This is a genomic window from Erwinia sp. LJJL01 (assembly GCF_047300805.2).
GTDB classification, from domain to species: Bacteria; Pseudomonadota; Gammaproteobacteria; order Enterobacterales; family Enterobacteriaceae; genus Erwinia; species Erwinia aphidicola.
Genome location: NZ_CP178576.1, coordinates 3909922 through 3935139 on the forward strand (window position 1 = coordinate 3909922; position 25218 = coordinate 3935139).

General features: G+C 57.7%; 24 protein-coding genes. 12 read left to right on the forward strand and 12 right to left on the reverse strand.

The window, feature by feature from the left end; translation table 11 throughout:
* Positions 1-114 precede the first annotated feature (114 nt).
* The gene (argS, locus tag ACLI4M_RS19310) at positions 115-1845 is read right to left on the reverse strand and encodes an arginine--tRNA ligase (protein ID WP_133623815.1); all 1731 of its coding nucleotides are present in this window, start codon (positions 1843-1845) and stop codon (positions 115-117) included.
* 657 nt (positions 1846-2502) lie between these two features.
* Between argS and ACLI4M_RS19315 the strand changes: the two genes are divergently transcribed.
* Complete coding sequence (locus tag ACLI4M_RS19315) at positions 2503-3069, forward strand: VOC family protein (protein WP_133623814.1); 567 nt, start codon at positions 2503-2505, stop codon at positions 3067-3069.
* On the opposite strand, the gene ACLI4M_RS19320 is transcribed toward ACLI4M_RS19315, so the two are convergent.
* Complete coding sequence (locus ACLI4M_RS19320) at positions 3066-4211, reverse strand: MalY/PatB family protein (RefSeq protein ID WP_133623813.1); 1146 nt, start codon at positions 4209-4211, stop codon at positions 3066-3068. The two genes, ACLI4M_RS19315 and ACLI4M_RS19320, sit on opposite strands and share 4 nt — an antisense overlap.
* Before the next feature lie 103 nt (positions 4212-4314).
* Between ACLI4M_RS19320 and cutC the strand changes: the two genes are divergently transcribed.
* Entirely contained in the window at positions 4315-5070 is a 756-nt protein-coding gene (gene cutC / locus ACLI4M_RS19325) for a copper homeostasis protein CutC (RefSeq protein WP_133623812.1), read from the forward strand.
* Between the two features lie 172 nt (positions 5071-5242).
* Entirely contained in the window at positions 5243-6073 is an 831-nt protein-coding gene (locus ACLI4M_RS19330; protein WP_133623811.1) for a hypothetical protein, read from the forward strand.
* 124 nt (positions 6074-6197) lie between these two features.
* On the opposite strand, the gene cmoB is transcribed toward ACLI4M_RS19330, so the two are convergent.
* The 6 genes from cmoB to ACLI4M_RS19360 form a co-directional block, all read right to left on the reverse strand.
* A complete protein-coding gene (gene cmoB / locus ACLI4M_RS19335) occupies positions 6198-7166 on the reverse strand; it encodes a tRNA 5-methoxyuridine(34)/uridine 5-oxyacetic acid(34) synthase CmoB (protein ID WP_133623810.1) in 969 nt (322 codons plus the stop codon).
* Positions 7163-7903, reverse strand: coding sequence for a carboxy-S-adenosyl-L-methionine synthase CmoA (cmoA, locus tag ACLI4M_RS19340; protein ID WP_133623809.1), 741 nt, complete (start codon positions 7901-7903; stop codon positions 7163-7165). Before cmoA ends, cmoB begins: the two co-directional genes overlap by 4 nt.
* Positions 7904-7987: 84 nt before the next feature.
* The gene (locus ACLI4M_RS19345) at positions 7988-8383 is read right to left on the reverse strand and encodes an MAPEG family protein (RefSeq protein ID WP_048915816.1); all 396 of its coding nucleotides are present in this window, start codon (positions 8381-8383) and stop codon (positions 7988-7990) included.
* Positions 8384-8450: 67 nt separating this feature from the next.
* On the reverse strand, positions 8451-9275 hold the full coding sequence (locus ACLI4M_RS19350; RefSeq protein WP_133623808.1) for a DUF72 domain-containing protein: 825 nt from the start codon (positions 9273-9275) through the stop codon (positions 8451-8453).
* Between the two features lie 101 nt (positions 9276-9376).
* A complete protein-coding gene (locus tag ACLI4M_RS19355; protein ID WP_133623807.1) occupies positions 9377-9943 on the reverse strand; it encodes a hydrolase in 567 nt (188 codons plus the stop codon).
* Between the two features lie 207 nt (positions 9944-10150).
* Entirely contained in the window at positions 10151-10744 is a 594-nt protein-coding gene (locus tag ACLI4M_RS19360; RefSeq protein WP_133623806.1) for a hypothetical protein, read from the reverse strand.
* 266 nt (positions 10745-11010) lie between these two features.
* Between ACLI4M_RS19360 and aspS the strand changes: the two genes are divergently transcribed.
* From aspS to ruvB, 6 genes are all read left to right on the forward strand, one after another.
* Positions 11011-12798 carry an aspartate--tRNA ligase gene (gene aspS, locus ACLI4M_RS19365; protein ID WP_133623805.1) on the forward strand — a complete coding sequence of 596 codons (1788 nt, stop codon included), beginning with the start codon at positions 11011-11013 and terminating at the stop codon, positions 12796-12798.
* Positions 12798-13232 (forward strand): dihydroneopterin triphosphate diphosphatase, encoded by a 435-nt coding sequence (gene nudB, locus ACLI4M_RS19370; protein WP_048915821.1) that lies wholly within the window; start codon positions 12798-12800, stop codon positions 13230-13232. The genes aspS and nudB overlap by 1 nt, the downstream gene beginning before the upstream one ends.
* A gap of 91 nt (positions 13233-13323) precedes the next feature.
* Positions 13324-14067: a YebC/PmpR family DNA-binding transcriptional regulator gene (locus ACLI4M_RS19375; protein ID WP_048915822.1), complete on the forward strand. Its 744-nt coding sequence runs from the start codon at positions 13324-13326 to the stop codon at positions 14065-14067.
* Positions 14068-14098: 31 nt separating this feature from the next.
* Positions 14099-14620: a crossover junction endodeoxyribonuclease RuvC gene (gene ruvC / locus ACLI4M_RS19380; protein WP_048915823.1), complete on the forward strand. Its 522-nt coding sequence runs from the start codon at positions 14099-14101 to the stop codon at positions 14618-14620.
* A 92-nt stretch (positions 14621-14712) separates the two neighbouring features.
* Positions 14713-15327: a Holliday junction branch migration protein RuvA gene (gene ruvA / locus ACLI4M_RS19385; protein ID WP_048915824.1), complete on the forward strand. Its 615-nt coding sequence runs from the start codon at positions 14713-14715 to the stop codon at positions 15325-15327.
* 9 nt (positions 15328-15336) lie between these two features.
* Positions 15337-16347 carry a Holliday junction branch migration DNA helicase RuvB gene (ruvB, locus tag ACLI4M_RS19390; RefSeq protein ID WP_133623804.1) on the forward strand — a complete coding sequence of 337 codons (1011 nt, stop codon included), beginning with the start codon at positions 15337-15339 and terminating at the stop codon, positions 16345-16347.
* Between the two features lie 67 nt (positions 16348-16414).
* On the opposite strand, the gene znuB is transcribed toward ruvB, so the two are convergent.
* Together znuB and znuC are read right to left on the reverse strand one after the other, a co-directional pair.
* Positions 16415-17200 (reverse strand): zinc ABC transporter permease subunit ZnuB, encoded by a 786-nt coding sequence (gene znuB, locus ACLI4M_RS19395; protein WP_133623803.1) that lies wholly within the window; start codon positions 17198-17200, stop codon positions 16415-16417.
* The gene (gene znuC, locus ACLI4M_RS19400; RefSeq protein WP_048915827.1) at positions 17193-17951 is read right to left on the reverse strand and encodes a zinc ABC transporter ATP-binding protein ZnuC; all 759 of its coding nucleotides are present in this window, start codon (positions 17949-17951) and stop codon (positions 17193-17195) included. The genes znuB and znuC overlap by 8 nt, the downstream gene beginning before the upstream one ends.
* 77 nt (positions 17952-18028) lie before the next feature.
* On the opposite strand from znuC, the gene znuA reads away from it, so the two are divergent.
* From znuA to lpxM, 3 genes are all read left to right on the forward strand, one after another.
* Positions 18029-18976 (forward strand): zinc ABC transporter substrate-binding protein ZnuA, encoded by a 948-nt coding sequence (znuA, locus tag ACLI4M_RS19405; RefSeq protein ID WP_133623802.1) that lies wholly within the window; start codon positions 18029-18031, stop codon positions 18974-18976.
* Between the two features lie 11 nt (positions 18977-18987).
* The gene (gene mepM / locus ACLI4M_RS19410) at positions 18988-20313 is read left to right on the forward strand and encodes a murein DD-endopeptidase MepM (protein WP_133623801.1); all 1326 of its coding nucleotides are present in this window, start codon (positions 18988-18990) and stop codon (positions 20311-20313) included.
* Between the two features lie 136 nt (positions 20314-20449).
* Entirely contained in the window at positions 20450-21421 is a 972-nt protein-coding gene (lpxM, locus tag ACLI4M_RS19415; protein ID WP_133623800.1) for a lauroyl-Kdo(2)-lipid IV(A) myristoyltransferase, read from the forward strand.
* Positions 21422-21531: 110 nt separating this feature from the next.
* Here lpxM and ACLI4M_RS19420 read toward each other — a convergent pair whose 3' ends face one another.
* Together ACLI4M_RS19420 and ACLI4M_RS19425 are read right to left on the reverse strand one after the other, a co-directional pair.
* A complete protein-coding gene (locus ACLI4M_RS19420) occupies positions 21532-22758 on the reverse strand; it encodes an MFS transporter (RefSeq protein ID WP_048915831.1) in 1227 nt (408 codons plus the stop codon).
* Between the two features lie 104 nt (positions 22759-22862).
* Complete coding sequence (locus tag ACLI4M_RS19425; protein WP_133623799.1) at positions 22863-25217, reverse strand: GNAT family N-acetyltransferase; 2355 nt, start codon at positions 25215-25217, stop codon at positions 22863-22865.
* Between the last annotated feature and the right edge of the window lies 1 nt (position 25218).

The following is a 25218-nucleotide window of genomic DNA, read 5'->3' on the forward strand; positions in this document are numbered from 1 at the left end:
ACCTTCTTTTCCGGTCGACCCGGAATGTGGGCACGGGTCGACCAAAAAAAAGGGTCGACCCCTACGGTTGAATCCCGATTTTCGTAGGGGCGAGGCATGCCTCGCCCGCCGCGTTTACATCCGTTCTACCGTTTGAATGCCCAGGGTATCCAGACCCCGCTTCAGGGTTTTGGCGGTCAACAGCGCCAGGCGCAGACGGCTCTGTTTTGTGGCGTCATCTTCGGCATTCAGGATCGGGCAGTGCTCGTAGAAACCGGAGAACAGGCCCGCCAAATCGTACAGGTAGGCACACATCACATGCGGCATCCCGTCGCGCGCGACCTGAGTAATCACCTCTTCAAACTGCAGCAAACGCACGGCCAGCGCCGCTTCGCGCTCTTCGCTGATGCGCGTTTCGCCGCTGATGCCGTGTTCATCAATCCCGGCTTTACGGAACACCGACAGCACGCGGGTATAGGCATACTGCATATACGGCGCGGTGTTGCCTTCAAACGCCAGCATATTGTCCCAGTCGAAGATGTAGTCGGTGGTACGGCTTTTTGACAGGTCTGCGTATTTCACCGCGCCGATGCCGACGATCTCCGCCAGCTGCTGCAGTTCATCCGCTGGCATATCCGGGTTCTTCTCACCAATCAGCCTGGTGGCGCGGTCAACCGCTTCATCCAGCAGGTCAGAGAGCTTAATGGTACCGCCCGCGCGGGTTTTGAATGGCTTACCGTCTTTGCCCAGCATCATGCCGAACATGTGGTGCTCCAGCGGCAGTGAATCCGGGATATAACCGGCTTTACGCACGATGGTCCACGCCTGCATCAGATGCTGGTGCTGGCGTGAGTCGATGTAATAGAGCACGCGATCCGCTTTCAGCGTCTCGTAACGATATTTGGCGCAGGCGATATCGGTGGTGGTGTACAGATAGCCGCCATCCTTTTTCTGGATGATCACCCCCATCGGCTCGCCATCTTTATTCTTGTACTCGTCGAGGAACACCACGGTGGCGCCTTCGCTCTCGACCGCCAGCCCTTTGGCCTTCAGATCGGCGACAATGCCTGGCAGCATGTCGTTGTACAGGCTCTCACCCATTACGTCGTTGCGCGTCAGGGTGACGTTCATGCGGTCATAAATTTTCTGGTTCTGCGACATGGTGATGTCAACCAGGCGTTTCCACATCTTGCGGCAGTATTCGTCACCGCCCTGCAGTTTTACCACGTAGCTACGCGCGCGCTCGGCAAAGGCCTGGTCTTCATCGTAGGTGCGCTTGGCTTCGCGGTAGAACACTTCGAGGTCGGCCAGCGCGATCTCTTCGTGGTTCTCGTTCTGCTGCTTTTCGAGGAAGGCGATCAGCATGCCGAACTGGGTGCCCCAGTCGCCGACGTGGTTGGCGCGGATCACGTTATGGCCGAGAAACTCCAGCGTGCGCGCGGCGGCGTCACCAATGATGGTGGAGCGAACGTGACCCACGTGCATCTCTTTAGCGACGTTAGGGGCTGAGTAGTCGATCACCACGGTCTGCGGAGTGACATCCGCCACGCCGAGCTTCGGTGCCGCCAGCACGTTGTCGATCTGGCTGGCAACCCATGCCGGGTCAAGGAAGATATTAATGAAGCCCGGACCGGCAATCTCCACTTTCTGCGCAATTCCGGTGAGGTCCAGCTGCTCCAGAACCTTTTCTGCCAGCTGTCGCGGCGGCATGCCCAGCGATTTAGCCACGGCCATCATGCCGTTGGCCTGGTAATCACCAAACTGTGCTTTAGCCGACTGGCGCACCTGAGGCTCACAATTAGCCGGAGCACCCACTGCGATCATCGCCTGACTGACTTTATCTGAGAGAAGGGCCTGAATATTCACCGAGTTACCTTAATTTGCTGAAAGGTCAACGCTTGCGCGCTGGCCGTTGTCACGACGCCGCCCGCCGGGAAAATGACCGGGAATGGCAGCGCTAAAAAAGAAGGGGAAAAGTATACTGCATTTGATAACAAGTTATCCAGGAACCTGCGTTCCTGGATAACTTGTGCAGAGCAGGTGGGGATAACAGTGCTGTGAGGCTGTCATCCACAAAAAAGAGATATTAACGACGGCGATGGGGGCGGTGCGGGCTAGCGACAGTATTTTTTCCGTTCTGTACCTTCCAGTGGCGTACCAGAGCAAACCCCATCATCGCGATCAGCACGGCGACAAGCAATAACATAAGCATAGAGCTTTTCCTTGTGTGATGGTCGGGACAAATCTATAAGAAAGCAGAATAGCCTACAATCCACCCCTTTTGATTTAGGAATTGTCGCATTGTATAAATTTAACTAAACTAAAACAGAAAGTTAAAGGCTATTTTCTAAAAGAAAAGCTGGTACTAAACCAGCTGAAGCTGGATGAAAAGCCGGATAAACAGTCGAATTGTAGGAATAATTGCCTTAAAGCGATAAATTTCTATTGATTGAGATGGTACGCAATTCAGGTTGCCTTAAGTATGAAAGGTAAGCCTGGCTACAGTAAATGAAGGAAACAGTGATGTCTGAGCGCTTTGAAGCAGCAGAATTAAACGATCTGGCTAATGATTTACCCCGTTTTTTACACTCTCTTTACCATCTGGCGCAGCGTCTGGGGCTCGATCTCGCCGCGCTGGAAGTTGACCACATAGCGCTGAGGTGCAATCAGAACACCACCGCAGAGCGTTGGAAAGCGGGCCTTTTACGTCTGGGTACGCTGTTTTCCGAGAAGCAGATTGCGGGCAGGCCAATTGCATTATTCGAATTAACGCAACCGTTACAGGTGGGGCCGTGGCCGATAAGCATCATTGAACTACCGTGGCCCGGTCAGCGGCTCTATCGCCACGAGGGGTGGGAGCATATCGAAGTGGTGCTGCGCGGCGATGCCGACACGCTGGGGACGCGTGCGCTGGCGCTGATGGCCGATGAAGGCTTGATCCAACAGGGCATTTCAGTGAAAAGCAGCGCGCCGCATGGGGAAGGTGAGCGGCTGCCCAACCCGACGCTGGCGGTGACTGACGGCCAGGTGACCATCAAGTTCCATCCGTGGAGCCTGAAGGAGATTGTGGAGAGCGAACGCGAAGCTTAGCGACCGATAGCCAGCGCCAGCGTCATGCGGCGCAGGGCCTCGTTTAACAGGTCGCGCTGACAGCCAAAGTTGAAGCGCACAAACTTGTCATCGCCGAAGTCGCGCCCGGCCGAGAAACCCAGCCCGTGTTTTTCAAAGAACAGCGCCGGGCTGGCTACGTTGAGCTGGCTGGCGTCAATCCAGCCGAGGTAACTGCCTTCCGGCGCGACCATGCTCATGCCCGGCAGTGTGTTAACGTGCTGCACCAGCGCATCGCGGTTGCTGCGCAGATACGCCAGCTGCGCCTCCAGCCACGGCTGACCGTCGCGCCAGGCCGCGGTGGCCGCGACCAGCGCCAGCACGTCGACGTCCGGCACAATGCCTTTACGCTGCTGGTTAAAACGTTCACGCAGTTCACGGTTGGGGATAATGGCCAGCGATGCGCCCAGCCCGGCGATATTGAAGCTTTTTGACGGCGACAGCAGGGTTACTGAGCGCTGCGCGGCGTCTTCGCTCAGGCTGGCGAACGGAATATGCTCTACCCCCGGTTCCAGCAGCAGGTCACAGTGGATTTCATCCGAACAGACCAGCAGGTCGTGGCGCTGGGCAAACCGCAGCTGGGCTTCCAGCTCAGCGCGGCGATAGACGGTGCCGCCGGGGTTTTGTGGGTTGCACAGCATCAGCAGCTTCTCGTTGCCGGTCAGCTGCGCGTCCAGCGCGTCAAAATCCACTACCCAGCGCTGCTCTTGCAGCACCAGCGGGGCATTGATCTGATCTCTGGCGGCGAGCGAAGCCGCGGAACGAAACGGCGGATAGATTGGGGTGGGGGCCACGGTGCCCTGATGGGCTTCGGTAAAGGCACGCACGCATAGATTAAGCCCGGTTACTACGCCGGGAAGAAACACTAACCATTCCGGCTGGATTTGCCAGCCATAGCGGCTGCTCATACGCGCGATAATCACGTCAATCAGCTCTTCCTGCGGGAAGCCATAACCGAATATTCCGTGAGCCACCCGCTGCTGTAACGCGTCGATAATGCAGTCGGCAGAGCGAAAATCCGTATCCGCTACCCACAGCGGAAGGATATCCCGGTCACCATATTTTCGCCATTTCAGGCTATCGCTGTGACGGCGGTCTATCCGTTGGTCAAAACTGAATGCCATGATCATGTTTCCCGTTAAAATAAGTACCAGTGCAAGATAAGTTCAGACTAATCATCAGAGTATACATAAACAAACAGCCAGCAGTGATTAACCGGAGGATAGGATGCGAAAACTGGAAATATGCTGCTACGGGGTGGAGTGCGCAGTGACGGCAGAACGGGCGGGAGCCGACCGGATTGAGCTGTGCGCAGCCCCCGGCGAAGGGGGACTGACTCCGTCAGCAGGCGCACTGATTGCCGCGCGCCAGCGCGTATCGATTCCGGTTCACCCGATCGTACGCCCGCGCGGCGGCGACTTCTGCTACAGCGAGATTGAATTTGAGTTGATGAAGTCGGACATCGCTTTTATCCGCGAGCGCGGCTTCCCCGGGCTGGTGATCGGCCTGCTGGATGAAGACGGACATATCGATCTGGCGCGCATGCAGCAGGTCATGCGGCTGTGTGAGGGCATGAGCGTGACCTTTCATCGGGCGTTCGACCTGTGCCACAACCCACGCAGCGCGCTGGAACAGTTGACGGATCTCGGCGTGGCGCGCATTCTGACTTCAGGCCAGCAGCAGAGTGCAGAAAGCGGATTACCGCTGTTAAGGGAACTTAGCCGCATGACCTGCGGTCCGATTATTATGGCGGGTGCCGGCGTGCGCCTGAGCAATCTGCAAAAATTTATTGATGCCGGTCTGACTGAGCTTCACAGCTCGGCCAGTCAGCGAGTCTCTTCCCCGATGCGCTACCGCAAAGCCGGCGTGTCGATGTGTTCCGAAACGGAAATAGATGAATTCAGCCGCAGCTGCGTTGATGGCGACGTGGTGGCGGCAATGAAAAGCGTCATGTCGTTTGGCGCTCCCGAAAGAGTGGCCTGAGACAGCAGCCGATTTTGCCGCGCAGCACGCCGCACTCTGACGTGATGTTTGCAAGTACCAGACCCCAACCCCTTTGTTGGGGTTTTTTTTGTTCTCAACGCACGCAGATGATGCCGGATGACGCAAAAAACTTTTACACTCACTCTATCCCTAACCCGTGATGAGAGCCTTGATGAAGATTTTCGCTTGTACGTTAACGGCGCTGATGACTTTACTGGTGGCCCCGGCGGGATATGCCGCAGCAGCCTGCGCACCCGGCTCTCAGCAGGTGAACAATAACAACAGCCTGATGATGCTGGGCGGCACGGCAAAAGGCCCCATCAAACAGTTTGTGGTGGGGGAGTTTGGCAAAGATGTCGACCAGCAAAAGCGCATGCTCGGCCAGTTTGACCGCTGCGGAGCACTGCTGCGCGCCGATATCAGCTATGAGAAGCAGGAAGGGAATATGCAGATCAAGCTGGTACAGAATATCGAGCGCGTCGGGCAGGGCTGGCGCTCGGGCTATGATCTGGTGGTGTTTCAGCTAAAGGACGGCCAGCCGGTTGAGGTCAACCATAAGCAGGGCACCATCGACTATCACACCGGTAAGCGCGGCAGCATCACCAGTTCAACCGATAAATTTTTGCTGCAGGGTGAGGAAGGTTTTACGGAAACCACTAATCGCTTCGATGAGAAACAGCGCCTGGTGCGCAGCGTGTCGCGCGGCTCAGACCAAAATAGCAACGGGGCTTTCGACTACCGCTGGAATAATAACAATCAGCTGCTCTCTTCAAAATCGGAACGTAGCACCATGCAGTGGCGTTACGATAAGCAGGAGCGCGAGCTGAGCCTGACGACCAAAACCGACAATCCGCTCAGCAGTATGACCAGCGTCGACGAGTGCCAGCTGTGGGACGATCGCGGTAACTGTACCCTGAGCTACTCGCGCGAGATGGAAGTTTTTCCCAGTGGAATAGTGCGGCGCAATATTACCGCTGCCTACCGATTTGAGTATTGGGAATGAAAAGGGGACGGGCATGCCCGTCCCCTACGCAGATGCCAGGCTCGCGCCACTTTGGGAATGAAAAGGGGACGGGCATGCCCATCCCCTACGCAGATGCCAGGCTCGCGCCACGTATTCCCCTGGTTCAGGGCTTAGTGGCGACCAGCACCGCACGCAGCGGGGCCGGATAGCCTTCTATCGTTTTGCCCGGATCGTTCGGGTCGAGGAACTCGGCGAGGGATTCGCTGGTCATCCAGTCGGTCCGGCGCTGTTCCCCGGTGCTGGTCACGGAGTAGTCCACAATCTTCACATCGACGAAACCACACTTTTCCAGCCAGTTCTTCAGCGCCCCGGTAGAGGGGATAAAGTAGACGTTGCGCATCTGTGCATAGCGTTCGCCCGGCACCAGCACCTGCTGATCGTCGCCTTCCACTACTAACGTCTCCAGCACCAGTTCTCCGCCGGAAACCAGCTGGTTTTTCAACTGGAACAGGTGATCCAGCGGTGAGCGGCGATGGTAGAGCACGCCCATGGAAAACACCGTGTCGAACGCCTTCAGCTCCGGCAGTTGCTCAATGCCGAGCGGCAGCAGGTGGGCGCGCTGATCGTTACCCAGCAGCTTGCGCACGGCTTCGAACTGGCACAGGAACAGCTGCATCGGGTCGATGCCCACCACCAGCCTGGCTCCTGCGCCCAGCATGCGCCACATGTGGTAGCCGCTGCCGCAGCCGACATCCAGCACGGTGCGCCCGGCGAGGGAAGAGATATGCGGCAGCACGCGCTCCCACTTCCAGTCGGAGCGCCATTCGGTATCGATATTGACGCCATACAGCGAGAACGGGCCTTTGCGCCACGGCATCAGATTGCGCAGCAATTTCTCAATACCGTCACGCTGGCGGGCGGTCAGATGGGGACTATCGGCACTGACGCCGTGAAGCAGGTCGAGGGTTTCCGGGGTGAGATCCGGCAGGTGTTCGACGGAGCGGTCCCAGTTCTTGAAGTGGCCGTGCAGCGACTCGCGCTGCCAGGCGGCGATCTGCCCTGGCAGCGTTTCCAGCCAGTGCGACAACGGGCTTTTGGCAATTAGTTGGTAAAAGTTTCCGAAATCCATCAGGCGTGACCCGCTTTTAAAGCAATTAAAGATCCAAAGTTAAAGCACTGGAACCACAGTTCGGCATGTTCGAAACCGGCGCTGTGCAGGCGCGATTTGTGGGTTTCCACGCTGTCGGTCAGCATCACGTTTTCCAGCATGCTGCGCTTCTGGCTGATCTCCAGCTCGCTATAGCCGTTAGCGCGTTTGAAGTCGTGGTGCATGTTAAACAGCAGTTCACCCACATCGGCATCGGCAAAGCTGAATTTCTCAGACAGCACCAGCGCGCCACCGGGCTTCAGGCCCTGATAAATGGTATTCAGCAGCTGCTGGCGCTCCTGCGGTTCAAGAAACTGCAGCGTGAAGTTGAGCACCACCATCGAAGCATTTTTAATCGGGATCTGGCGGATATCGGCTTCAATGACCTCTACCGGCGTGTCGGCACGGAAGGCGTCAATATGGCGGCGGCAGCGCTCGACCATCGCGGGGGAGTTATCCACGGCGATAATATTGCAGCCTGCGGCTTTGATGTTGCGGCGTACCGACAGGGTAGCGGCGCCCAGTGAACAGCCAAGGTCATAGACGGTTGAGTCCGGCTGTACAAAACGCTCGGCTAACATGCCAATCATCGAAATAATGTTGGAATAGCCGGGCACGGAGCGCTGAATCATATCGGGAAAGACTTCAGCCACGCGCTCGTCAAACGTCCAGTCGCCAAGTTTGGCAATTGGCGCGGAAAACAGCGTATCGCGGTTAGACATAATGGTAAGTCCGGAGAGGCTAACGGAAAGGGCATATTCTGGCAGAAAGCGGCGCGGGCTGCACCTTTTCTGCCAGTCTGAGGATTAATGCAGGGTGAAAACCAGGTCCCACGGCAGGAACACCAGATTGGTGACAACCATGCCAAACAGGGAGAGCAGCGTGAGGATCATGCCATTGCGGCGCCACAGCAGGGTCCGGCTGCGTAAGCCGTGAAAGTGCATCAGGCGACCGAGGAAAAACAGCACGCCGAGCAGATGCAGCAGGACCATGTCAGCGCCGTTCATCTCCATCATCACCAGCAGCATCACGGCAATCGGAATATTTTCTACCGCATTGCCGTGCACCCGAATGGCAAGCTGTAGATCAGAGACGCCGCCATCGCCAATGGAGACCCGGTACTGACGCCGCAGCTTCACCACATCCAGAGAAAATTTAATAATAAAAATCGCGCCAAGCACTACGTAGAGAGCACTGACCATCTCTCACTCCATGTTGTAAGAAATTTCTTGTGCGACAGGGTAGCGGACAAACCGCTCTCTGTCGCTATCAGAACAGTAACTCCTGCCGTGGCCAGTCGGGAGCATCCCCTACCTGCGGCAATGCCTGCTGGAGAGCAGGCCACAGATAACGCACCAGTTCCGGGGCAAAGCCCACGTCCGGGGTATGAATAAACAGCCACGGCTGGCCCGCATCGTACCACTGCGGCAGGCGTTCCAGCCAGGCGTTAAACCAGCCGAGATTAGCAGCCGGGTCGTCCCCGCCGATAAAGCGAATCATCGGGGCATCTGCCGTCATCAGCGCATGGACCGGTAGCTTTGGCTTCTTGCGCTGGGCTTCGATAATTTCGGCAGTAGAAGGCACGGCGCTGTGTACGCCTCGCGTATCCAGAATGACCCGGTTAACCCGGCGCTGGTGCAGGCCGCGGTTCAGGGCGCGCTCCGCTTCCCCTTTGGCAAAAAACTCCGGGTGGCGCACTTCAACCCCGTAGCGAAACTGCGCGGGCAGGCTATCGAGAAAGCTCCAGAGCACGGGCAGGTCGGCCGGGGAAAAGGCGGAAGGGAGCTGCAGCCAATATTGCCCAAGACGATCGGCCAGCGGCGCCAGCAGCGAGAAAAACTCGTTACACAGATCGCTGCACTGGCGCAGCGCCGCCTGGTGGCTGATGGTGGCCGGGAATTTAAAACAGAAGCGGAAATCATCATGGGTCATCGCCCGCCAGCGCTGCACCACTTCCGGGCGCGGCAGGGCATAGAGCGTGGTGTTGCCCTCAACGCAGTTAAAGTAGCGGGCATAATCCTCCAGGGTGCTCATCCCCAGTTTCTTCCATTGCGGGTGCTGCCACTGCGGCAGGCCGAGATAAAACGGCTTCATCACGTTTCCTGTGAGTGTTGACTGCGGGCGACTGTAACGCGGGGGGATAACGGTGTGCAAGGGAGAAAAGGACCGGTTCCCTCCGGTCCGCGCCATGCGGATTACAGTGCGGCGATCACCTCTTCAGACTGGCGAACGCGGGCAATGCGCGGGAAAATCCACTCGAAGCTGGCCTGGTGCTGCTCTGCCGTCGCCGTGCTGCAGATATCTTCCGCAATCACCAGGTTGAAGCCCAGCTCCCAGGCGTTACGCGCGGTAGATTCCACACCGATGTTGGTGGCAATGCCGCCCAGAACAATCGTGTCGATGCCGCGGCGACGCAGCTGAAGCTCCAGGTCGGTGCCGTAAAATGCGCCCCACTGGCGTTTGGTCACTTCCAGATCGCTGGCCTGCACGTTAAGCGCCTGTGGGTAACTCCACCAGTTTTCCGGCAGCGCGCCGCCCGCATGCTCAGCGTCCACCGGCTGCTTCAGCGCTTCGGCGAAATCAGCCGACCAGCCCACGCGCACCAGCACTACCGGTGCATTGACGGCACGGAATTTTGCGGCCAGTTTGGCAGAACGCGCGACCACATCGCTGGCAGCGTGCGGGGCATTACCGAAAGGCAGGATGCCTTCCTGCAGGTCGATCAATACCAGGGCAGTGGTTTTTGGGTTCAGTTTAAACATGACTTTCTCCGGTTCAGCAGGTGAAAAACAGCGAGAATACAAAGGAACCGACTATTTGTGCGACAATTTATGGCGATAAAGCGGGGGAGATTTGTTAGCGGGTATTTCTTAGCCTGCGAATAGCTACATGGGGAACCATTGTTCCCCATGACAGAGACTCAGGTATTTGCGGGCTAAACTTCGATGTCAAAAAGGGTTTCCTGCGGCTCACTCAGCGTGCCGTAACGCTGGAGCTCTTCGCGTAAGGATTGCCACCGCTCCTGATAAATACGGCGATTTCGCTCGGCCTGTTCGGCTTTGCTCAGGCTCCTGCGCTCTGTGGTACTTTCCTGTTTCAATAACATAGATTCCTGCCTCCCTTTGAATATCCATGCGGTAGCGGTAGTCTAACTCCACTGATTGTTTTTTCAACAGGTAATTGTAATAACGGCCCAGAGCGGGGCGGGCGGACAGCCAGAAAAGGATGCTGCACTGCCCGCGTTGCGCAAAATTGCGCATCACAGAGCCAATCCCCTGGATGAACAGGGCTTCAAGCTCTTCCCGGCTGTAGTGCATCGCGCTATAAGTGTCATAGCGCGCGCGTGGATGCAGGGCATACAGCGCCTGCCGGTCAAAAAAATTAACCATCCAGGCGGTGCGGAGCTGCTCAGGGCTGTACCAGTCAGCCAGCATCAGCCCGTAGTCGGCTAGGAACTCAACGTGGTATTCACTTCTGAGCCAGTCACTCTTGTGGACGTTAAGTAAATAGTGATGCCGACACCGCGGCGTAGGTGTCATTTTGCTGCCTTGTATTCTCATCATACGTTCCCTGTGCTGCGTTCATTTCCGGGTACTGAGCAGCGACACTAGCGCTGGCAGAGCCACGCCGCCAGTTGCTTTATTGACCGCTTGAAGGGACTGGAAAGCTGCTCGCGTTTTTTCTGCGCTGTTGCACTGATGACAGCACTTATCCTGTGAGGCGTTTTCCATTATAATGGCCGCCATTTTTCGCGGCAGCAGCGCTTCTCAGAGCAGGGTATTGATTAAAAATGCTGCACCCGCAGCGCTGTAGTTAAAAGGATATCGTTATGCGTACTGAGTATTGTGGACAGATCAACCTGTCTCATGTAGGCCAGCAGGTAACACTGTGCGGTTGGGTTAATCGCCGCCGCGACCTCGGCAGCCTGATCTTTATTGATATGCGCGACCGTGAAGGCATCGTGCAGGTGTTCTTTGACCCGGACCGTCAGGAAGCTTTCAAGCTGGCTTCTGAGCTGCGTAACGAGTTCTGCATTCAGATCACCGGCACCGTGCGTGCGCGTGATGAGAAAAACAAAAACGGTGACATGGCGACCGGTGAGATCGAGGTGTTTGCCACCGACCTGACCATCATCAACCGCTCCGAGCCGCTGCCGTTGGACTCCAACATGGCGAACAGCGAAGAAGCGCGTCTGAAATATCGCTACCTCGACCTGCGCCGCCCGGATATGGCCAACCGCCTGAAAGCGCGTGCCAAAATCACCAGCTTTGTGCGCCGCTTTATGGATGAGCACGGTTTCCTCGATATCGAAACCCCGATGCTGACCAAGGCCACGCCGGAAGGTGCCCGTGATTACCTGGTGCCAAGCCGCGTGCACAAAGGCAAATTCTATGCGCTGCCGCAGTCGCCACAGCTGTTCAAACAGCTGCTGATGATGTCCGGGTTTGACCGCTACTATCAGATCGTCAAATGCTTCCGTGATGAAGACCTGCGCGCCGATCGCCAGCCAGAATTTACCCAGATCGATGTTGAAACCTCGTTTATGACGGCGCCACAGGTGCGTGAAATCATGGAACGTCTGGTGCGCGAGCTGTGGCTCGACGTGAAGTCTGTCGATCTCGGCGACTTCCCGCAGATGACCTTTGCCGAGGCGATGCGCCGTTACGGCTCTGATAAGCCGGACCTGCGTAACCCGATGGAGCTGGTGGACGTTGCTGACCTGCTGAAAGACGTAGAGTTTAAAGTCTTCTCCGGACCGGCGAACGATGCTAAAGGACGCGTTGCCGCACTGCGCGTGCCGGGTGGCGCGCAGCTTAGCCGCAAGCAGATTGACGATTACGGCAAATTCATTGAAATCTACGGTGCCCGTGGCCTGGCGTATATCAAGGTGAACGAGCGTGCGAAAGGCCTGGAAGGGATCACCAGCCCGGTGGCTAAATTCCTGAGCGCGGAAATTGTCGACGCTATTCTGTCGCGCACCGCTGCCGCCGATGGCGATATGATCTTCTTCGGCGCTGACAGTGCCAAAGTGGTGGCCGATGCGCTGGGTGCACTGCGCCTGAAGCTGGGACGTGACCTGAAAATCACCGACGAAGCCGCATGGAAGCCGCTGTGGGTGATCGACTTCCCGATGTTTGAAGACAATGGCGAAGGCGGCCTGACGGCGATGCACCACCCGTTCACCGCGCCGAAAGATATGTCACCAGCCGAGCTGAACAGCGCGCCGGAAACGGCGATTGCCAATGCCTACGATATGGTGATCAACGGTTATGAAGTGGGCGGCGGTTCTGTGCGTATCCACAATGGCCAGATGCAGCAGACCGTATTCGGCATTCTGGGTATTGCTGAGCACGAGCAGCGCGAGAAGTTTGGCTTCCTGCTGGATGCCCTGAAGTTCGGTACGCCGCCGCACGCTGGCCTGGCCTTTGGCCTTGACCGCCTGGTGATGCTGCTGACCGGCACGGAAAACATCCGTGATGTTATCGCCTTCCCGAAAACCACCGCTGCGGCCTGTCTGATGACCGAAGCGCCAAGTTTCGCTAACCCGGCTTCCCTGGCTGAGTTGGGTATTGAGGTGATTAAAAAGGTCAAAGACCAGCCATCAGAGAACGAATAATGGCCTTCAAGCATCCGGTATCAGTGCTGGTGGTGATTTACGCCGCCAATACGGGGCGGGTGCTGATGTTGCAGCGGCGCGATGATGTGGATTTCTGGCAGTCGGTCACCGGCAGTCAGGAAGCAGGGGAGAGCCCTGCACGGACCGCGCAGCGCGAGGTGCTGGAAGAGACGGGAATTGATATTTGCGCGGAGCAGCTCACATTAGTGGACTGCCAGCGTCATATAGAATTCGAAATCTTTCCGCACTTCCTCCACCGCTATGCGCCGGGCACCACCCACAACCGGGAACACTGGTTTACCCTGGCGCTGACGGCGGAGTGCGACATAACGCTGAGCGAGCATCTGGCCTATCAGTGGCTGGACGCCCCGGCCGCCGCCGCGCTCACCAAGTCCTGGAGTAATCGCCAGGCAATTGAAGAATTCGTAGTTTAACTTTGGTTTAATCTTTTGAACTTAGCCAAACGGTCAGGCGTCATCGCCAGCAAGATAGCCTGTCCGGTGCCAATTTGGAGACTAATAGGAAATGGCGGGACACAGTAAATGGGCAAATACCAAGCACCGCAAGGCTGCACAGGATTCCAAGCGCGGTAAAATCTTTACCAAAATCATCCGTGAGTTGGTGACGGCTGCCAAACTGGGCGGCGGTGATGCCAGCTCTAACCCGCGCCTGCGTGCGGCGATGGATAAAGCGCTGTCCAACAACATGACACGTGACACCATGAACCGTGCGATTGCACGCGGCGTGGGCGGCGATGATGATACCAATATGGAAACCATCATTTATGAAGGCTACGGCCCGGGCGGCACCGCCGTGATGATCGAGTGCCTGTCTGATAACCGTAACCGTACCGTGTCTGAAGTGCGTCATGCCTTCACCAAAACCGGCGGTAACCTCGGGACTGACGGGTCGGTTGCCTATCTGTTCACTAAAAAAGGGGTGATCTCTTACGCACCTGGCCTGGATGAAGATACGGTGATGGATGCGGCGCTGGAAGCCGGCGCTGATGACGTGGTGACCTATGACGATGGCGCGATTGACGTGTTCACCCCGTGGGAAAACATGGGCGCGGTGAAGGATGCTCTGGAAGCGGCAGGTCTGCCAGCGGAAAGCGCGGAAGTCACCATGATCCCATCGACCAAAGCAGATATGGATGCGGAAACCGCGCCAAAACTGCTGCGTCTGATCGACATGCTGGAAGATTGTGACGACGTGCAGGAAGTTTACCATAACGGTGAAATTTCTGACGAGGTGGCGGAAACGCTTTGATAGCGGCTCCATCGCACCGCAGGAGCGCGTAATGGCGATCATTCTTGGTATTGACCCGGGTTCGCGCATTACCGGCTACGGAGTGATCCGCCAGGTCGGGCGGCAGTTAACCTATCTGGGCAGCGGCTGTATCCGCACCAGCGTGGCCGATCTGCCGACCCGCCTGAAGCTGATCTATGCGGGCGTCAGTGAAATTATCACGCAGTTCCAGCCAGAATATTTTGCTATCGAGCAGGTATTTATGGCCAAGAACGCGGACTCGGCGCTGAAGCTCGGCCAGGCACGCGGGGCGGCGATCGTCGCGGCGGTTAATCAGGACCTGCCGGTGTTCGAATACGCGGCGCGTCAGGTCAAGCTGACCGTGGCAGGCACGGGCGGTGCGGAAAAGAGCCAGGTGCAGCACATGGTGCGCACCTTGCTTAAACTTCCTGCTAACCCGCAGGCGGATGCGGCGGATGCGCTGGCCATTGCCATCACCCACTGCCATCTGAGCCAGAACGTCACGCGTATTGGCGAAGGCAAACTGACCCTTGCACGCGGCCGCCTGAGTTAGCTTTCATCCCGAAATTCCCGGCAGGCTGGATATTCATCCAGCCTTTTTTATGCTATAAACTCCCCACTTAAAGTTATCGGAAGGAAGCGAATGTGATAGGTCGTCTGAGAGGCATTATCCTGGAAAAACAGCCGCCAGTGGTGTTAATTGAGGCCAGCGGCGTGGGTTATGAGGTGCAAATGCCGATGACCTGTTTTTATGAGCTTCCCGAACTCAATCAAGAAGCGATCATCTTTACCCAGTTCGTGGTGCGTGAAGATGCCCAGCTGCTGTTCGGCTTTAACAGTAAGCCCGAGCGTGCGCTGTTTCGCGAGCTGGTGAAAGTGAATGGCGTCGGGCCGAAGCTGGCGCTGGCGATCCTCTCCGGGATGTCGGCCCAGCAGTTTGTGACTGCCGTCGAGCGTGAAGAGATCGCCGTGCTAGTGAAACTGCCGGGCGTGGGCAAGAAAACCGCCGAGCGCCTGGTGGTCGAAATGAAAGACCGCTTTAAAGGCATGCACGGCGATCTGTTCGCCAGCGATGCACCGTTTGCCCTGACCAGCGAAATGCCGGTGGAAACGGGTAACGATGCCGAGAGTGAAGCCGTTGCTGCGCTGGTCGCCCTGGGGTATAAACCGCCAGAAGCCAGCCGGATGATCAGTAAAGTGGGCAAACCTGATGCCGACTGCGAAACGTTAATTCGCGAAGCCCTGCGCGCAGCCATTTAGAGGTAAAGCATGATTGAAGCCGATCGCCTCGTCTCTGCCGGGGTTATTACAGAAGAAGAGGTGATTGACCGCGCGATTCGGCCGAAGATGCTGGACGAGTACGTCGGCCAGCCTGTGGTGCGCGAGCAGATGGAGATCTTCATCAAAGCCGCCAAAATGCGCGGTGATGCGCTCGACCATCTGCTGATATTCGGTCCTCCGGGCCTCGGTAAAACCACGCTGGCCAACATTGTCGCCAATGAGATGGGCGTCAATCTGCGCACCACCTCCGGGCCGATTCTGGAGAAGGCGGGCGATCTGGCTGCTATGCTGACCAACCTTGAGCCTCACGACGTGCTGTTTATTGATGAGATCCACCGCCTTTCACCGATCGTGGAGGAGGTACTGTATCCGGCGATGGAAGATTATCAGCTGGATATTATGATCGGTGAAGGGGCGGGTGCCCGCTCGATCAAGCTGGACCTGCCGCCGTTTACCCTGATTGGTGCTACCACGCGCGCCGGGTCGCTCACCTCGCCGCTGCGCGACCGCTTTGGCATCGTGCAGCGCCTGGAGTTTTATCGCGTGGAAGATCTGCAGCATATCGTCGGGCGCAGCGCAGCCTGCCTCGGTTTGCCGCTGACCGATGATGGCGCGCTGGAGATCGCCCGCCGCGCCCGCGGTACGCCACGTATCGCCAACCGCCTGCTCAGGCGCGTGCGTGACTTTGCGGAAGTGCGTGCCGCCGGGGAGATGAGTGGCGATGTCGCCGCGAAAGCGCTGGATATGCTGAGCGTCGATACCGAAGGTTTCGACTATATGGACCGTAAACTGCTGCTGGCGATTATTGATAAGTTTATGGGTGGCCCGGTCGGGCTGGATAACCTGGCGGCGGCGATTGGCGAAGAGCGCGAAACCATTGAGGATGTGCTGGAGCCATTCTTAATCCAGCAGGGCTTTATTCAGCGCACGCCGCGCGGGCGTATTGCCACCGGGCATGCGTACAAGCATTTTGGTATCGATCGCCCGGCTTCTCCGTAGGGGCGAGGCATGCCTCGCCCGCTGCCAGCAAGCCAGGGTCAGGCATGCCTGACCCCTGCGAGGGATGCTAAACTGCCGGTTTTTTCACCATACTCAGCATAAACAGCACGGCAGCGCCCAGCACCACGGATGGGCCTGCCGGCGTGTCATAAAACGCCGAGAAGGTCAGACCGGCAGTGACGGCCAGCATGCCAACCACAATAGCCAGCAGCGCCATCTGTTCCGGGGAACGGGCAAAGCGGCGCGCGGTGGCGGCAGGAATAATCAGCAGGGAGGTGATGATCAGCGCCCCGACAAACTTCATGGCCACGCCAATGGTCAGCGCGGTGATCAGCATCAGAATCATTTTGGTACGCTGAATGTTCACCCCATCCACCTGCGCCAGCTCCGGGCTGATGGTCATCGACAGCAGCGCGCGCCACTGCCAGCCCAGCAGCAGCATCACCACCGTCACGCCCGCCGCAATCGTCCACAGATCCTGCGGCGTGACGGCCAGCAGGTCGCCAAACAGATAGGCCATCAGGTCAACGCGCACGTCTGACATCAGGCTGACCACCACCATCCCCAGCGACAGCGCGCTGTGCGCCATAATCCCGAGCAGGGTATCAATGGCCAGATGCGGCCTGCGCTCCAGCCACACTAACACCAGCGACAGCAGCAGGGTCACCGCGATCACCGCATAAAACGGGCTGACGTTGAGCAGCAGACCAAATGCCACGCCGAGCAGAGAAGCGTGCGCCAGGGTGTCGCCGAAGTAGGACATGCGGCGCCAGACCACAAATGACCCCAGTGGACCGGCCGCCAGCGCCAGTAAAATGCCGGCCAGCCAGCCGGGTAATAACAGCTCAATCATTGCGTCCGGTCCCTCTACGTAAAACAATGCGTCCCTGAAGATCGTGACGATGGTTGTGATGATGGCGATAAATGGCCAGCTGCTCGGCACCGCGTGGGCCAAACATCGAGATAAATTCCGGATGTTGCGACACTGCCTCCGGCGTTCCGGAGCAGCAGATATGGTGATTGAGGCACAGCACCTCGTCGGTTTTCGCCATCACCAGATGCAGATCGTGGGAGACCATCAGCACGCCGCAGTTCAGCTCGCGACGCAGCTGGTCAATCAGATCGTACAGTGCGACCTGGCCATTAACATCGACGCCCTGAGTCGGCTCATCCAGCACCAGCAGCTGTGGCTGATTGAGCAGTGCCCGCGCCAGCAGCACGCGCTGCATCTCACCGCCGGATAATTTCTGCAGCGGATACTCCAGCAGCTGCGCGGCCTGCACGCGCTTCAGCGCCGGCAGGATATCGGCGCGCTTCACGCCGGGGCGCAGACGCATAAAGCGATCGACGGTGAGCGGCAGGGTGACATCCAGATGAATTTTTTGCGGCACGTAGCCAATTCGCAGCTGGGCAGGGCGCGTCAGCGTACCGGCGGTAGGGGCAATCAGCCCCAGCACCACGCGCACCAGCGTAGATTTACCGGCACCGTTTGGCCCGAGCAGGGTCAGAATGCGGCCAGGCTGCAGCGTCAGTGAAACATCAGACAGCACGCGGCGCTGACCAAAACTCACAGATATTTTATCAAGGGCTATCAAAGGGGACATATCGATTACTGGTTGCAGAAGTTTACGGATGTTATAATATCACAACCCATCAGCTAATCACGATGGATTGAATCATTATGTTACATAAAAAAACGCGTGCCTTTTCAATGCTGGCTGGCCTGAGTGTCGCCGCTTCGCTTGCACTTCCTGCCCAGGCCGCCGTGGTCGCCTCCGTTAAGCCGGTGGGCTTCATCGCCGCAGCCATTGCCGATGGCGTAACCCCGGTCGAAATCCTGCTGCCCGACGGTGCCTCTGAGCATGATTACGCGCTGCGCCCATCAGACATTAAACGCTTGCAGGACGCGGATTTAGTGGTCTGGGTTGGGCCAGAAATGGAAGCTTTTATGACCAAGTCGGCCGCTTCACTTCCCGCACAAAAAAGCGTTGAAATGGACACCCTGCCGGGTGTAAAAGCGCTGCTGCTGAAGGGCGGAGAAGACGAAGAGGAAGAGCATGAAGGCCATGCTCACGGCGGTGCTGAAGAGCATGAGCACCACCACCACGGTGAATATAATATGCACCTGTGGATGTCTCCTGAAATCGCTAAGAAAACTGCGGTTGCAATCCATGCAAAATTATTGGAACTTATGCCGCAAAGCAAGGACAAACTAGACGCTAACCTGCAGCACTTTGAAGCAGAACTGTCGTCTGCCGATGCGAAAATCGGTAATCAGCTGGCCCCGGTTAAAGGTAAAGGATATTTCGTTTTTCATGATGCTTACACATACTTTGAAAAACACTACGGTCTGACCCCATTAGGTCATTTTACCGTGAATCCTGAGATCCAACCTGGCGCGCAGCGTTTACATCAAATACGAACACAGTTGGTTGAGCAGAAGGCCGCATGCGTCTTTGCTGAGCCACAATTCAGGCCGGCCGTGATTGAAGCCGTTGCCAGAGGGACCAAAGTGCGTTCGGGCACGCTGGATCCACTCGGGACGAACATCACCCCAGGTAAAGATAGCTATGTGACATTCCTCTCACAGCTGTCCAGCCAATATGCCAGCTGCCTGAATGGAGAATAGAGGAAACTTAAGTGCAGCAGATTGCCCGCGCTGTCGCCATAGCGTTCAATAATTTACCCCGACCTCACCGCATCATGCTGGGGTCGCTCACCGTCGTTACTCTGGCCGTCACCGTCTGGCGGCCTTACGTTTATCATCCTGGCAGTGAAAGCCCGATTGTGAAAACGGTCGAGCTGGAAAAGAGTGAGCTGCGCACGCTGCTCCCGGAAGCCAGTGAACCTATCGATCAAGATACGCCGTCCCCTGCTGATGATCTGCCCAAAGATGAAATCGATGAGGATGTGCCTGACGAAAGCGGCACGCACGACTATGTCGTTTCTACCGGCGACACGCTCAGCAGCGTACTGAATCAGTATGGCATTGATATGTCTGATATCAGCCAGCTGGTAAAGGCGGATAAAGATCTGCGTAATCTGCAAATCGGCCAGCAGCTGTCGTGGACGCTCACCGATGATGGTCAGCTTCAGCGCCTCAGTTGGGAAGTCTCCCGCCGTGAAACCCGTACTTACGATCGCTCCGGCGATGGCTTTAAATCCTCCGCGGCGATGCAGCAGGGTGAGTGGCAGAACAAGGTACTGAGCGGCGTGGTTAACGGCAGCTTCGTCAGCAGCGCCCGTGCGGCAGGCCTGACCGGCGGCGAAATCAGCGCGGTGATCAAATCACTGCAGTGGCAGATGGATTTCCGCAAGCTGCGCAAAGGCGATCGCTTCGCGGTGCTGATGTCGCGTGAAATGATGGACGGTAAAAGCGAGCAGAGCGAACTGCAGGGCGTACGTATGAGCAGCGGTGGCAAAGATTACTACGCTATCCGCGCTGAAGACGGCAAGTTCTATGACCGCAGTGGCTCCGGTCTGGCGCGCGGCTTTATGCGTTTCCCCACGGTGAAACAGTACCGCGTCTCCTCTAACTTTAATCCGCGCCGCGTCAACCCGGTCACCGGGCGTATCGCGCCGCACAAAGGCGTCGACTTTGCCGTGCCGGTCGGTACCCCGGTGCTGGCGGTGGGTGATGGTGAAGTGATCGTCTCCAAGCGCAGCGGCGCTGCGGGCAACTATGTGGCTATCCGCCACGGTCGCCAGTATATGACGCGCTATATGCACCTGAAAAAGCTGCTGGTGAAGCCAGGTCAGAAGGTGAAACGCGGTGACCGTATTGCGCTGTCCGGCAATACCGGGCGCTCCACCGGGCCTCACGTGCATTACGAAATCTGGATTAACAATCAGGCAGTCAACCCATTAACGGCCAAGCTGCCGCGTATGGAAGGGCTGGCCGGTAAAGAGCGTCGCGACTACCTTGCGCAGGTGCGTGAAGTGGTGCCTAAGCTGCGATTTGAATAATTCAGCTGCATGAAAACTGAGCCGATGGGTGTTGCCGTCGGCTTTTTTTTTAGGCAGGCAGAGGCTAAATGACCAATAACATTGCAAATTTGCCCGTCAGCACTATCATAAGCCCGTTATTGTTCGAGGCCAGTGCATGGAAAACAGAAAAAAAAGTAACGTTGAGTTTATACCCACCTTTCAGAAATCCTTTCTTTTACCGCGTTACTGGGGGAGCTGGCTGGCGGTAGGTGCCTTTGCTGGTCTGGCGCTGGTTTCCCCGCGCCTGCGCGACCCGCTGCTGGGTGCGCTGGGGCGTTTTGCCGGCAAGCTGGCGCGCAGCGCGCGACGTCGTGCGCAGATTAACCTGCTGTACTGCATGCCTGAGAAGACCGAAGCCGAGCGCGAGCAGATTGTCGATGAGATGTTTGCCACGGCACCGCAGTCGATGGCGATGATGGGCGAGCTGGCTATCCGCCCGCAGAGCGCAATCAAACGCATTCGCTGGCACGGCCGTGAGATTATCGAACCGATGCGCGCAGCGGGTCAGAATGTGATCTTCCTTGTGCCGCACGGCTGGGCGGTCGATATTCCGGCAATGGTGCTGGCTTCCGAAGGGCAGCCGATGGCGGCGATGTTCCATAACCAGAGCGATCCGGTGATGGACTATGTCTGGAACAGCGTACGTCGCCGTTTTGGTGGCCGTATGCACGCCCGTAATGATGGTATCAAACCGTTTATCAGCTCTATCCGTCAGGGTTACTGGGGCTACTATCTGCCCGATCAGGACCACGGTGCCGAGCACAGCGAGTTTGTCGATTTCTTCGGCACCTATAAAGCCACGCTACCCGCGCTGGGCCGCATGATGAAAGTGTGCCGCGCCAGAGTGGTGCCGCTGTTCCCGGTGTACGACAGCAAAACGCATATGCTGGATATCTGGCTGCGCCCGCCGATGGATGATCTGGTGGATGTGAACGATCAGACACTGGCGCGGCGGATGAATGAAGAGGTCGAAATCTTTGTGCGTCCTAACCCGGAGCAGTACACCTGGATCCTCAAGCTGATCAAAACGCGTCGTCCGGGTGAAGTGGAGCCTTACGATCGTAAAGAGCTCTACCCGAAGAAATAAGCAGTTTGCGCGTAGGGGTCGACCGCTGTTCTGGTCGACCCGCAACGACTTCAAGGGCGGACCGAAAAAGAGGGTCCGCCCCTACACAACATCACATCACCTTCTGATTATCAATCCAACGCCGACCGGCGCTTTCTCTCGCGCAGGAATGCACGCACCAGCCAGCACCAGAGCAGGCCACAGGCCAGATTTGCCAGGCTGAAAGCACGCGTGCCGTCGCTGAAGTAAGCAAACTTCGCCAGCTCAATCCCCAGCGCGAACACCAGAATACTCACCATACCGAGCATCGCGGCCACGCTGCCTTTGCCTGCGCTGCTGGAAAACAGCGTCAGACGATACAGCCCGGCATTGACCAGCCCGGTGCCGAAGCCATAGATGCTCAGCCCGGCAGTCAGCCACAGATAGCTGTGGCCGTCGATCAGCGCGGCAATGGCGGCAATCCCCAGCCCCAGAAGGATTGGCCAGGCACCCAAACGCAGCGGGAAGTCGATCGGCACGCGGGAGGCCAGCTTACCCAGCGTCAGGTTACCGGCAATCATCGCGACAAACACCGGCAGCTGCAGCAGCGCATAGTCCATGCGCGACAGCCCCTCGTCGTGGATCAGGATCACCGGCGACAGCGCCACCCAGGCCAGGCAGGGAATGGTGACCAGGCCGATCGCCAGCGAACCGCTCATCACCTGACGGTCCTTCACCAGTGCCAGGTAGCCTTTGCCGAGTGATTTCAGCGACAGCGACATCTGCCTGTCGCCTGCGGTTTCCGGCATGGTACGCCACAGTCCAACCAGCGCCACGGCGGTCACCACGCCAAACAGCCAGAACATGGTGCGCCAGTCGCTGAACTCAAGGAATGCCGCACCCGCCAGCGGGCCCGCTAACGGCGCCAGCAGGGCAACGTTCGCCATCAGCGCCATAATGCGCACGCTCAGGGCCTCGTCGAATGCTTCCTGTATGGCGGCATAACCGACGGCGCCGATAAAGCACAGGCTGATGCCCTGCAGGAAACGCAGCAGGACAAACTGCTCAATGCTCTGCACCCAGTGGGTCGCCATACAGGTCAGCATAAAGAAGGCGACGCCTGAGAGCATCACCGGGCGGCGGCCGAGCTTGTCGGACAGCGGCCCGAGCAGCCACTGCAGCACAATGCCGCCAATCAGATAGGCGGTCAGCGAGGCAGATACCCACTCCGGGCCGACCTTAAACTCGCTGGTCACCAGCAGCATGCCGGGCTGGATCATATCGTGGGCGATATAGGTGGCAAACTCAAACAGCACCAGTGACAGCGGGAAAATCAGATGTCGCCGGGTAAGGTTTGCTATGGGGATAAATGACGCCATTCCGGCTCCCTCCTGGAATTAATGAAAAGTAAAAAAAGCGCGGCCGCCTGAGCGACCGCGCTAACATACCGCATTTTTACCTGATAACACTGCACAATTATGAATTATCTAAAACGGGCAATCGGATTGTGCAATACGCCGGAAAACTTCAGGTTCTCTGCCGGATCGGCCAGATTGATCATCTGCTGATTGTTCGCCAGCTGCAGGCGGTTAAGGCAGGAGCGCTGGAACGTATCGGCAAACAGATCGTAGCGCGCAAACTTGCGGGCAAACTGTGGATGCGCCTGCTGATACTCCTGCACGCAGTGAGCCACGGCCTGCCAGAAACGCGCTTCGGGTAGCGTGCCGGATTGGTCGAGAATGGCGCTGACAAAGCGGAAGATGCAGTCGAAGACGTCGGTGAAGATCGACAGCAGCTTTAGCGGCTCCGGCACGTCCACCGCCAGGCGCTGCACGTTATCCGGCAGCTCGGCATCCGGGTTCATCACCGCAATCTCTTCGCCGATATCTTTCATATAGGCGCTGACCGGAATATTGTTCTGCAGCAGCAGGATCAGGTTCTCGCCGTGTGGCATAAATACCAGGTCGTGCTGATAGAAGCAGTGCAGTAGCGGACTGAGGTAGCAGCGCAGATAACGCGCGACCCAGTCGGCCGCGTCGAGGCCTGAATCGGCAATCAGCGCAGGCAGCAGCGGCTGCTGGTTGGCATCAAGGTGCAGGAATGATGCCATGGTCATCAGCCGCTGGCCGGGCTGCAGCTGTGCCATCGGGTTATCGCGCCACAGGGCGGCAAACATCTTCTTGTAGGCCGAGTCGCCGCTGATGGCCTGCTCGTAATAGCGGTTGTGATAGCCGATAGCCGCCACTTCGCGCAGGATGCGGAAATCGCACTGCTGCAGCCAGCGGTCATTTTTCACCAGCTCTGCCAGCCAGTGATTGATCGCCGGGGTGGTCGCCATGTAGTACGGCGACAGGCCGCGCATAAAGCCCATATTCAGCACCGACAGCGCGGTTTTAACGTAGCGTTTCGTCGGCTGGCTGCGGTTGAAGAAGGTGCGGATCGACTGCTGCGCCTGATACACATCATCCCCGCTGCCAAGCCAGATAATATCGCGGGCGGCAATATCGGCGGCAAACACCGTCAGCAGCTTGTTGTACCACTGCCACGGATGGACCGGCATCAGCAGATAGTCCTGCTGCGCCACGCCCGCCTGGTCAAGCTGCTGATGAAACGCCGCCAGGGTGGCATCGCCCAGCTCATCGCGCATCAGCTGCTGGTACTCCAGCTCATCCAGGCTGGCAAAGTGCGCATTGCGGCGATGCACCGCGACCCAGATCAGATTGATCGGCGCGGCAGCTTCCGGTGCATAGGCCAGGTAATCCCGGGCATCAAAACCGATGCGGCCATTGTTGGCGACAAAGCAGGGATGGCCTTCGCTCATGGCGGCTTCCACCGTCTGGAAATCGGCGCGAACCAGTTCGGCGCTGCTGAGGCTGTTTTTTTGCAGCTTGAAGACCGAGCTGCACAGCGTGCTGGTGATCTCCTCCATGTAGGTCGCCAGCAGGCTAGGCGGAATACCGATCTGCTGATTGAACTCGACGATAAACTGCAGCGCATCCAGCGGCAGCGGCGCGCCGTTGTTCAGCTTTTGCAGCGACTGCTCGTCGATTGCCCAGTGATCGAGCGCCATGCGCCGGGCGCGGAACTGATATTCGCACTCGCTGGCCGGAACGGGCAGGCGATAGCGGTCATCGCCCAGCGCCTGCGGCGTGATAATCAGCTCGTGTGAGAACTCGGCAATGGCTTTGCGCAGCAGCAGGCGGTTAGCCTGTTCCCAGTGGGGGCCTGGCAGATGGCTGCCGCTCAGCAGCGGGGAAGGGGTGGTCATGGTCAGCGTCTCCTGTTGCAGTGCCTGTTGGTAATCTTCGCGCTGGCAAAACGCCAGCCACGCGGTTTTGTGTCCCATATCAATCTGGTGCTGGTACTGGAAGCCGGCACGCTTATTGAGCGGGTGGATCCTGGCGTTATTGACATCCGGTTCGACCACCACGCGCTGGACCTCAGGGCGACTGAACATAAAGTCCATCACCACGGTAAACACCTGCCAGCTGAACTGCGGACGCGGCTGAGTAGCGGGGGCGATGAGGATGTGCATCCCGTAGTCGCCGTCGCGCGCCGGATAATACTTACCGACTTCATCGCGCTGCGCCTGATAGCACTCGATGAGAAACACCGGTTCGCCGTCGCAGCAGCCAACCAGCGCTGCGTGCGGATCGCTGGCGGTCAGCTGCTGATAAAACTGGCTGACCTGCTCCAGCGTGTCCTGCTGCATGCCCCAGAAGCGGGCGTAGTCGCGCGTTACCCAGCTGTGGATTACGGCGGCATCTTCAGGCTGCAGCGGGCGCAGCGAGAACGCTCCCGCCGGACGTGAGGTGGTGAAAATAGCGGATGACAACATA

Coding starts and splice junctions, on each gene's coding strand:
- ACLI4M_RS19350 (WP_133623808.1), bottom strand. CDS start 9,275: ATGAAGCCGTTTTATCTCGGCCTGCCGCAGTGGCAGCACCCGCAATGG.
- znuA (WP_133623802.1), top strand. CDS start 18,029: ATGTTACATAAAAAAACGCGTGCCTTTTCAATGCTGGCTGGCCTGAGT.
- ACLI4M_RS19315 (WP_133623814.1), top strand. CDS start 2,503: ATGTCTGAGCGCTTTGAAGCAGCAGAATTAAACGATCTGGCTAATGAT.
- znuC (WP_048915827.1), bottom strand. CDS start 17,951: ATGTCCCCTTTGATAGCCCTTGATAAAATATCTGTGAGTTTTGGTCAG.
- nudB (WP_048915821.1), top strand. CDS start 12,798: ATGGCCTTCAAGCATCCGGTATCAGTGCTGGTGGTGATTTACGCCGCC.
- lpxM (WP_133623800.1), top strand. CDS start 20,450: ATGGAAAACAGAAAAAAAAGTAACGTTGAGTTTATACCCACCTTTCAG.
- cmoA (WP_133623809.1), bottom strand. CDS start 7,903: ATGTCTAACCGCGATACGCTGTTTTCCGCGCCAATTGCCAAACTTGGC.
- ACLI4M_RS19375 (WP_048915822.1), top strand. CDS start 13,324: ATGGCGGGACACAGTAAATGGGCAAATACCAAGCACCGCAAGGCTGCA.
- ACLI4M_RS19360 (WP_133623806.1), bottom strand. CDS start 10,744: ATGATGAGAATACAAGGCAGCAAAATGACACCTACGCCGCGGTGTCGG.
- ACLI4M_RS19420 (WP_048915831.1), bottom strand. CDS start 22,758: ATGGCGTCATTTATCCCCATAGCAAACCTTACCCGGCGACATCTGATT.
- ruvC (WP_048915823.1), top strand. CDS start 14,099: ATGGCGATCATTCTTGGTATTGACCCGGGTTCGCGCATTACCGGCTAC.
- ACLI4M_RS19355 (WP_133623807.1), bottom strand. CDS start 9,943: ATGTTTAAACTGAACCCAAAAACCACTGCCCTGGTATTGATCGACCTG.
- ACLI4M_RS19345 (WP_048915816.1), bottom strand. CDS start 8,383: ATGGTCAGTGCTCTCTACGTAGTGCTTGGCGCGATTTTTATTATTAAA.
- ACLI4M_RS19425 (WP_133623799.1), bottom strand. CDS start 25,217: ATGTTGTCATCCGCTATTTTCACCACCTCACGTCCGGCGGGAGCGTTC.
- znuB (WP_133623803.1), bottom strand. CDS start 17,200: ATGATTGAGCTGTTATTACCCGGCTGGCTGGCCGGCATTTTACTGGCG.
- cutC (WP_133623812.1), top strand. CDS start 4,315: ATGCGAAAACTGGAAATATGCTGCTACGGGGTGGAGTGCGCAGTGACG.
- ACLI4M_RS19320 (WP_133623813.1), bottom strand. CDS start 4,211: ATGGCATTCAGTTTTGACCAACGGATAGACCGCCGTCACAGCGATAGC.
- ruvB (WP_133623804.1), top strand. CDS start 15,337: ATGATTGAAGCCGATCGCCTCGTCTCTGCCGGGGTTATTACAGAAGAA.
- aspS (WP_133623805.1), top strand. CDS start 11,011: ATGCGTACTGAGTATTGTGGACAGATCAACCTGTCTCATGTAGGCCAG.
- ACLI4M_RS19330 (WP_133623811.1), top strand. CDS start 5,243: ATGAAGATTTTCGCTTGTACGTTAACGGCGCTGATGACTTTACTGGTG.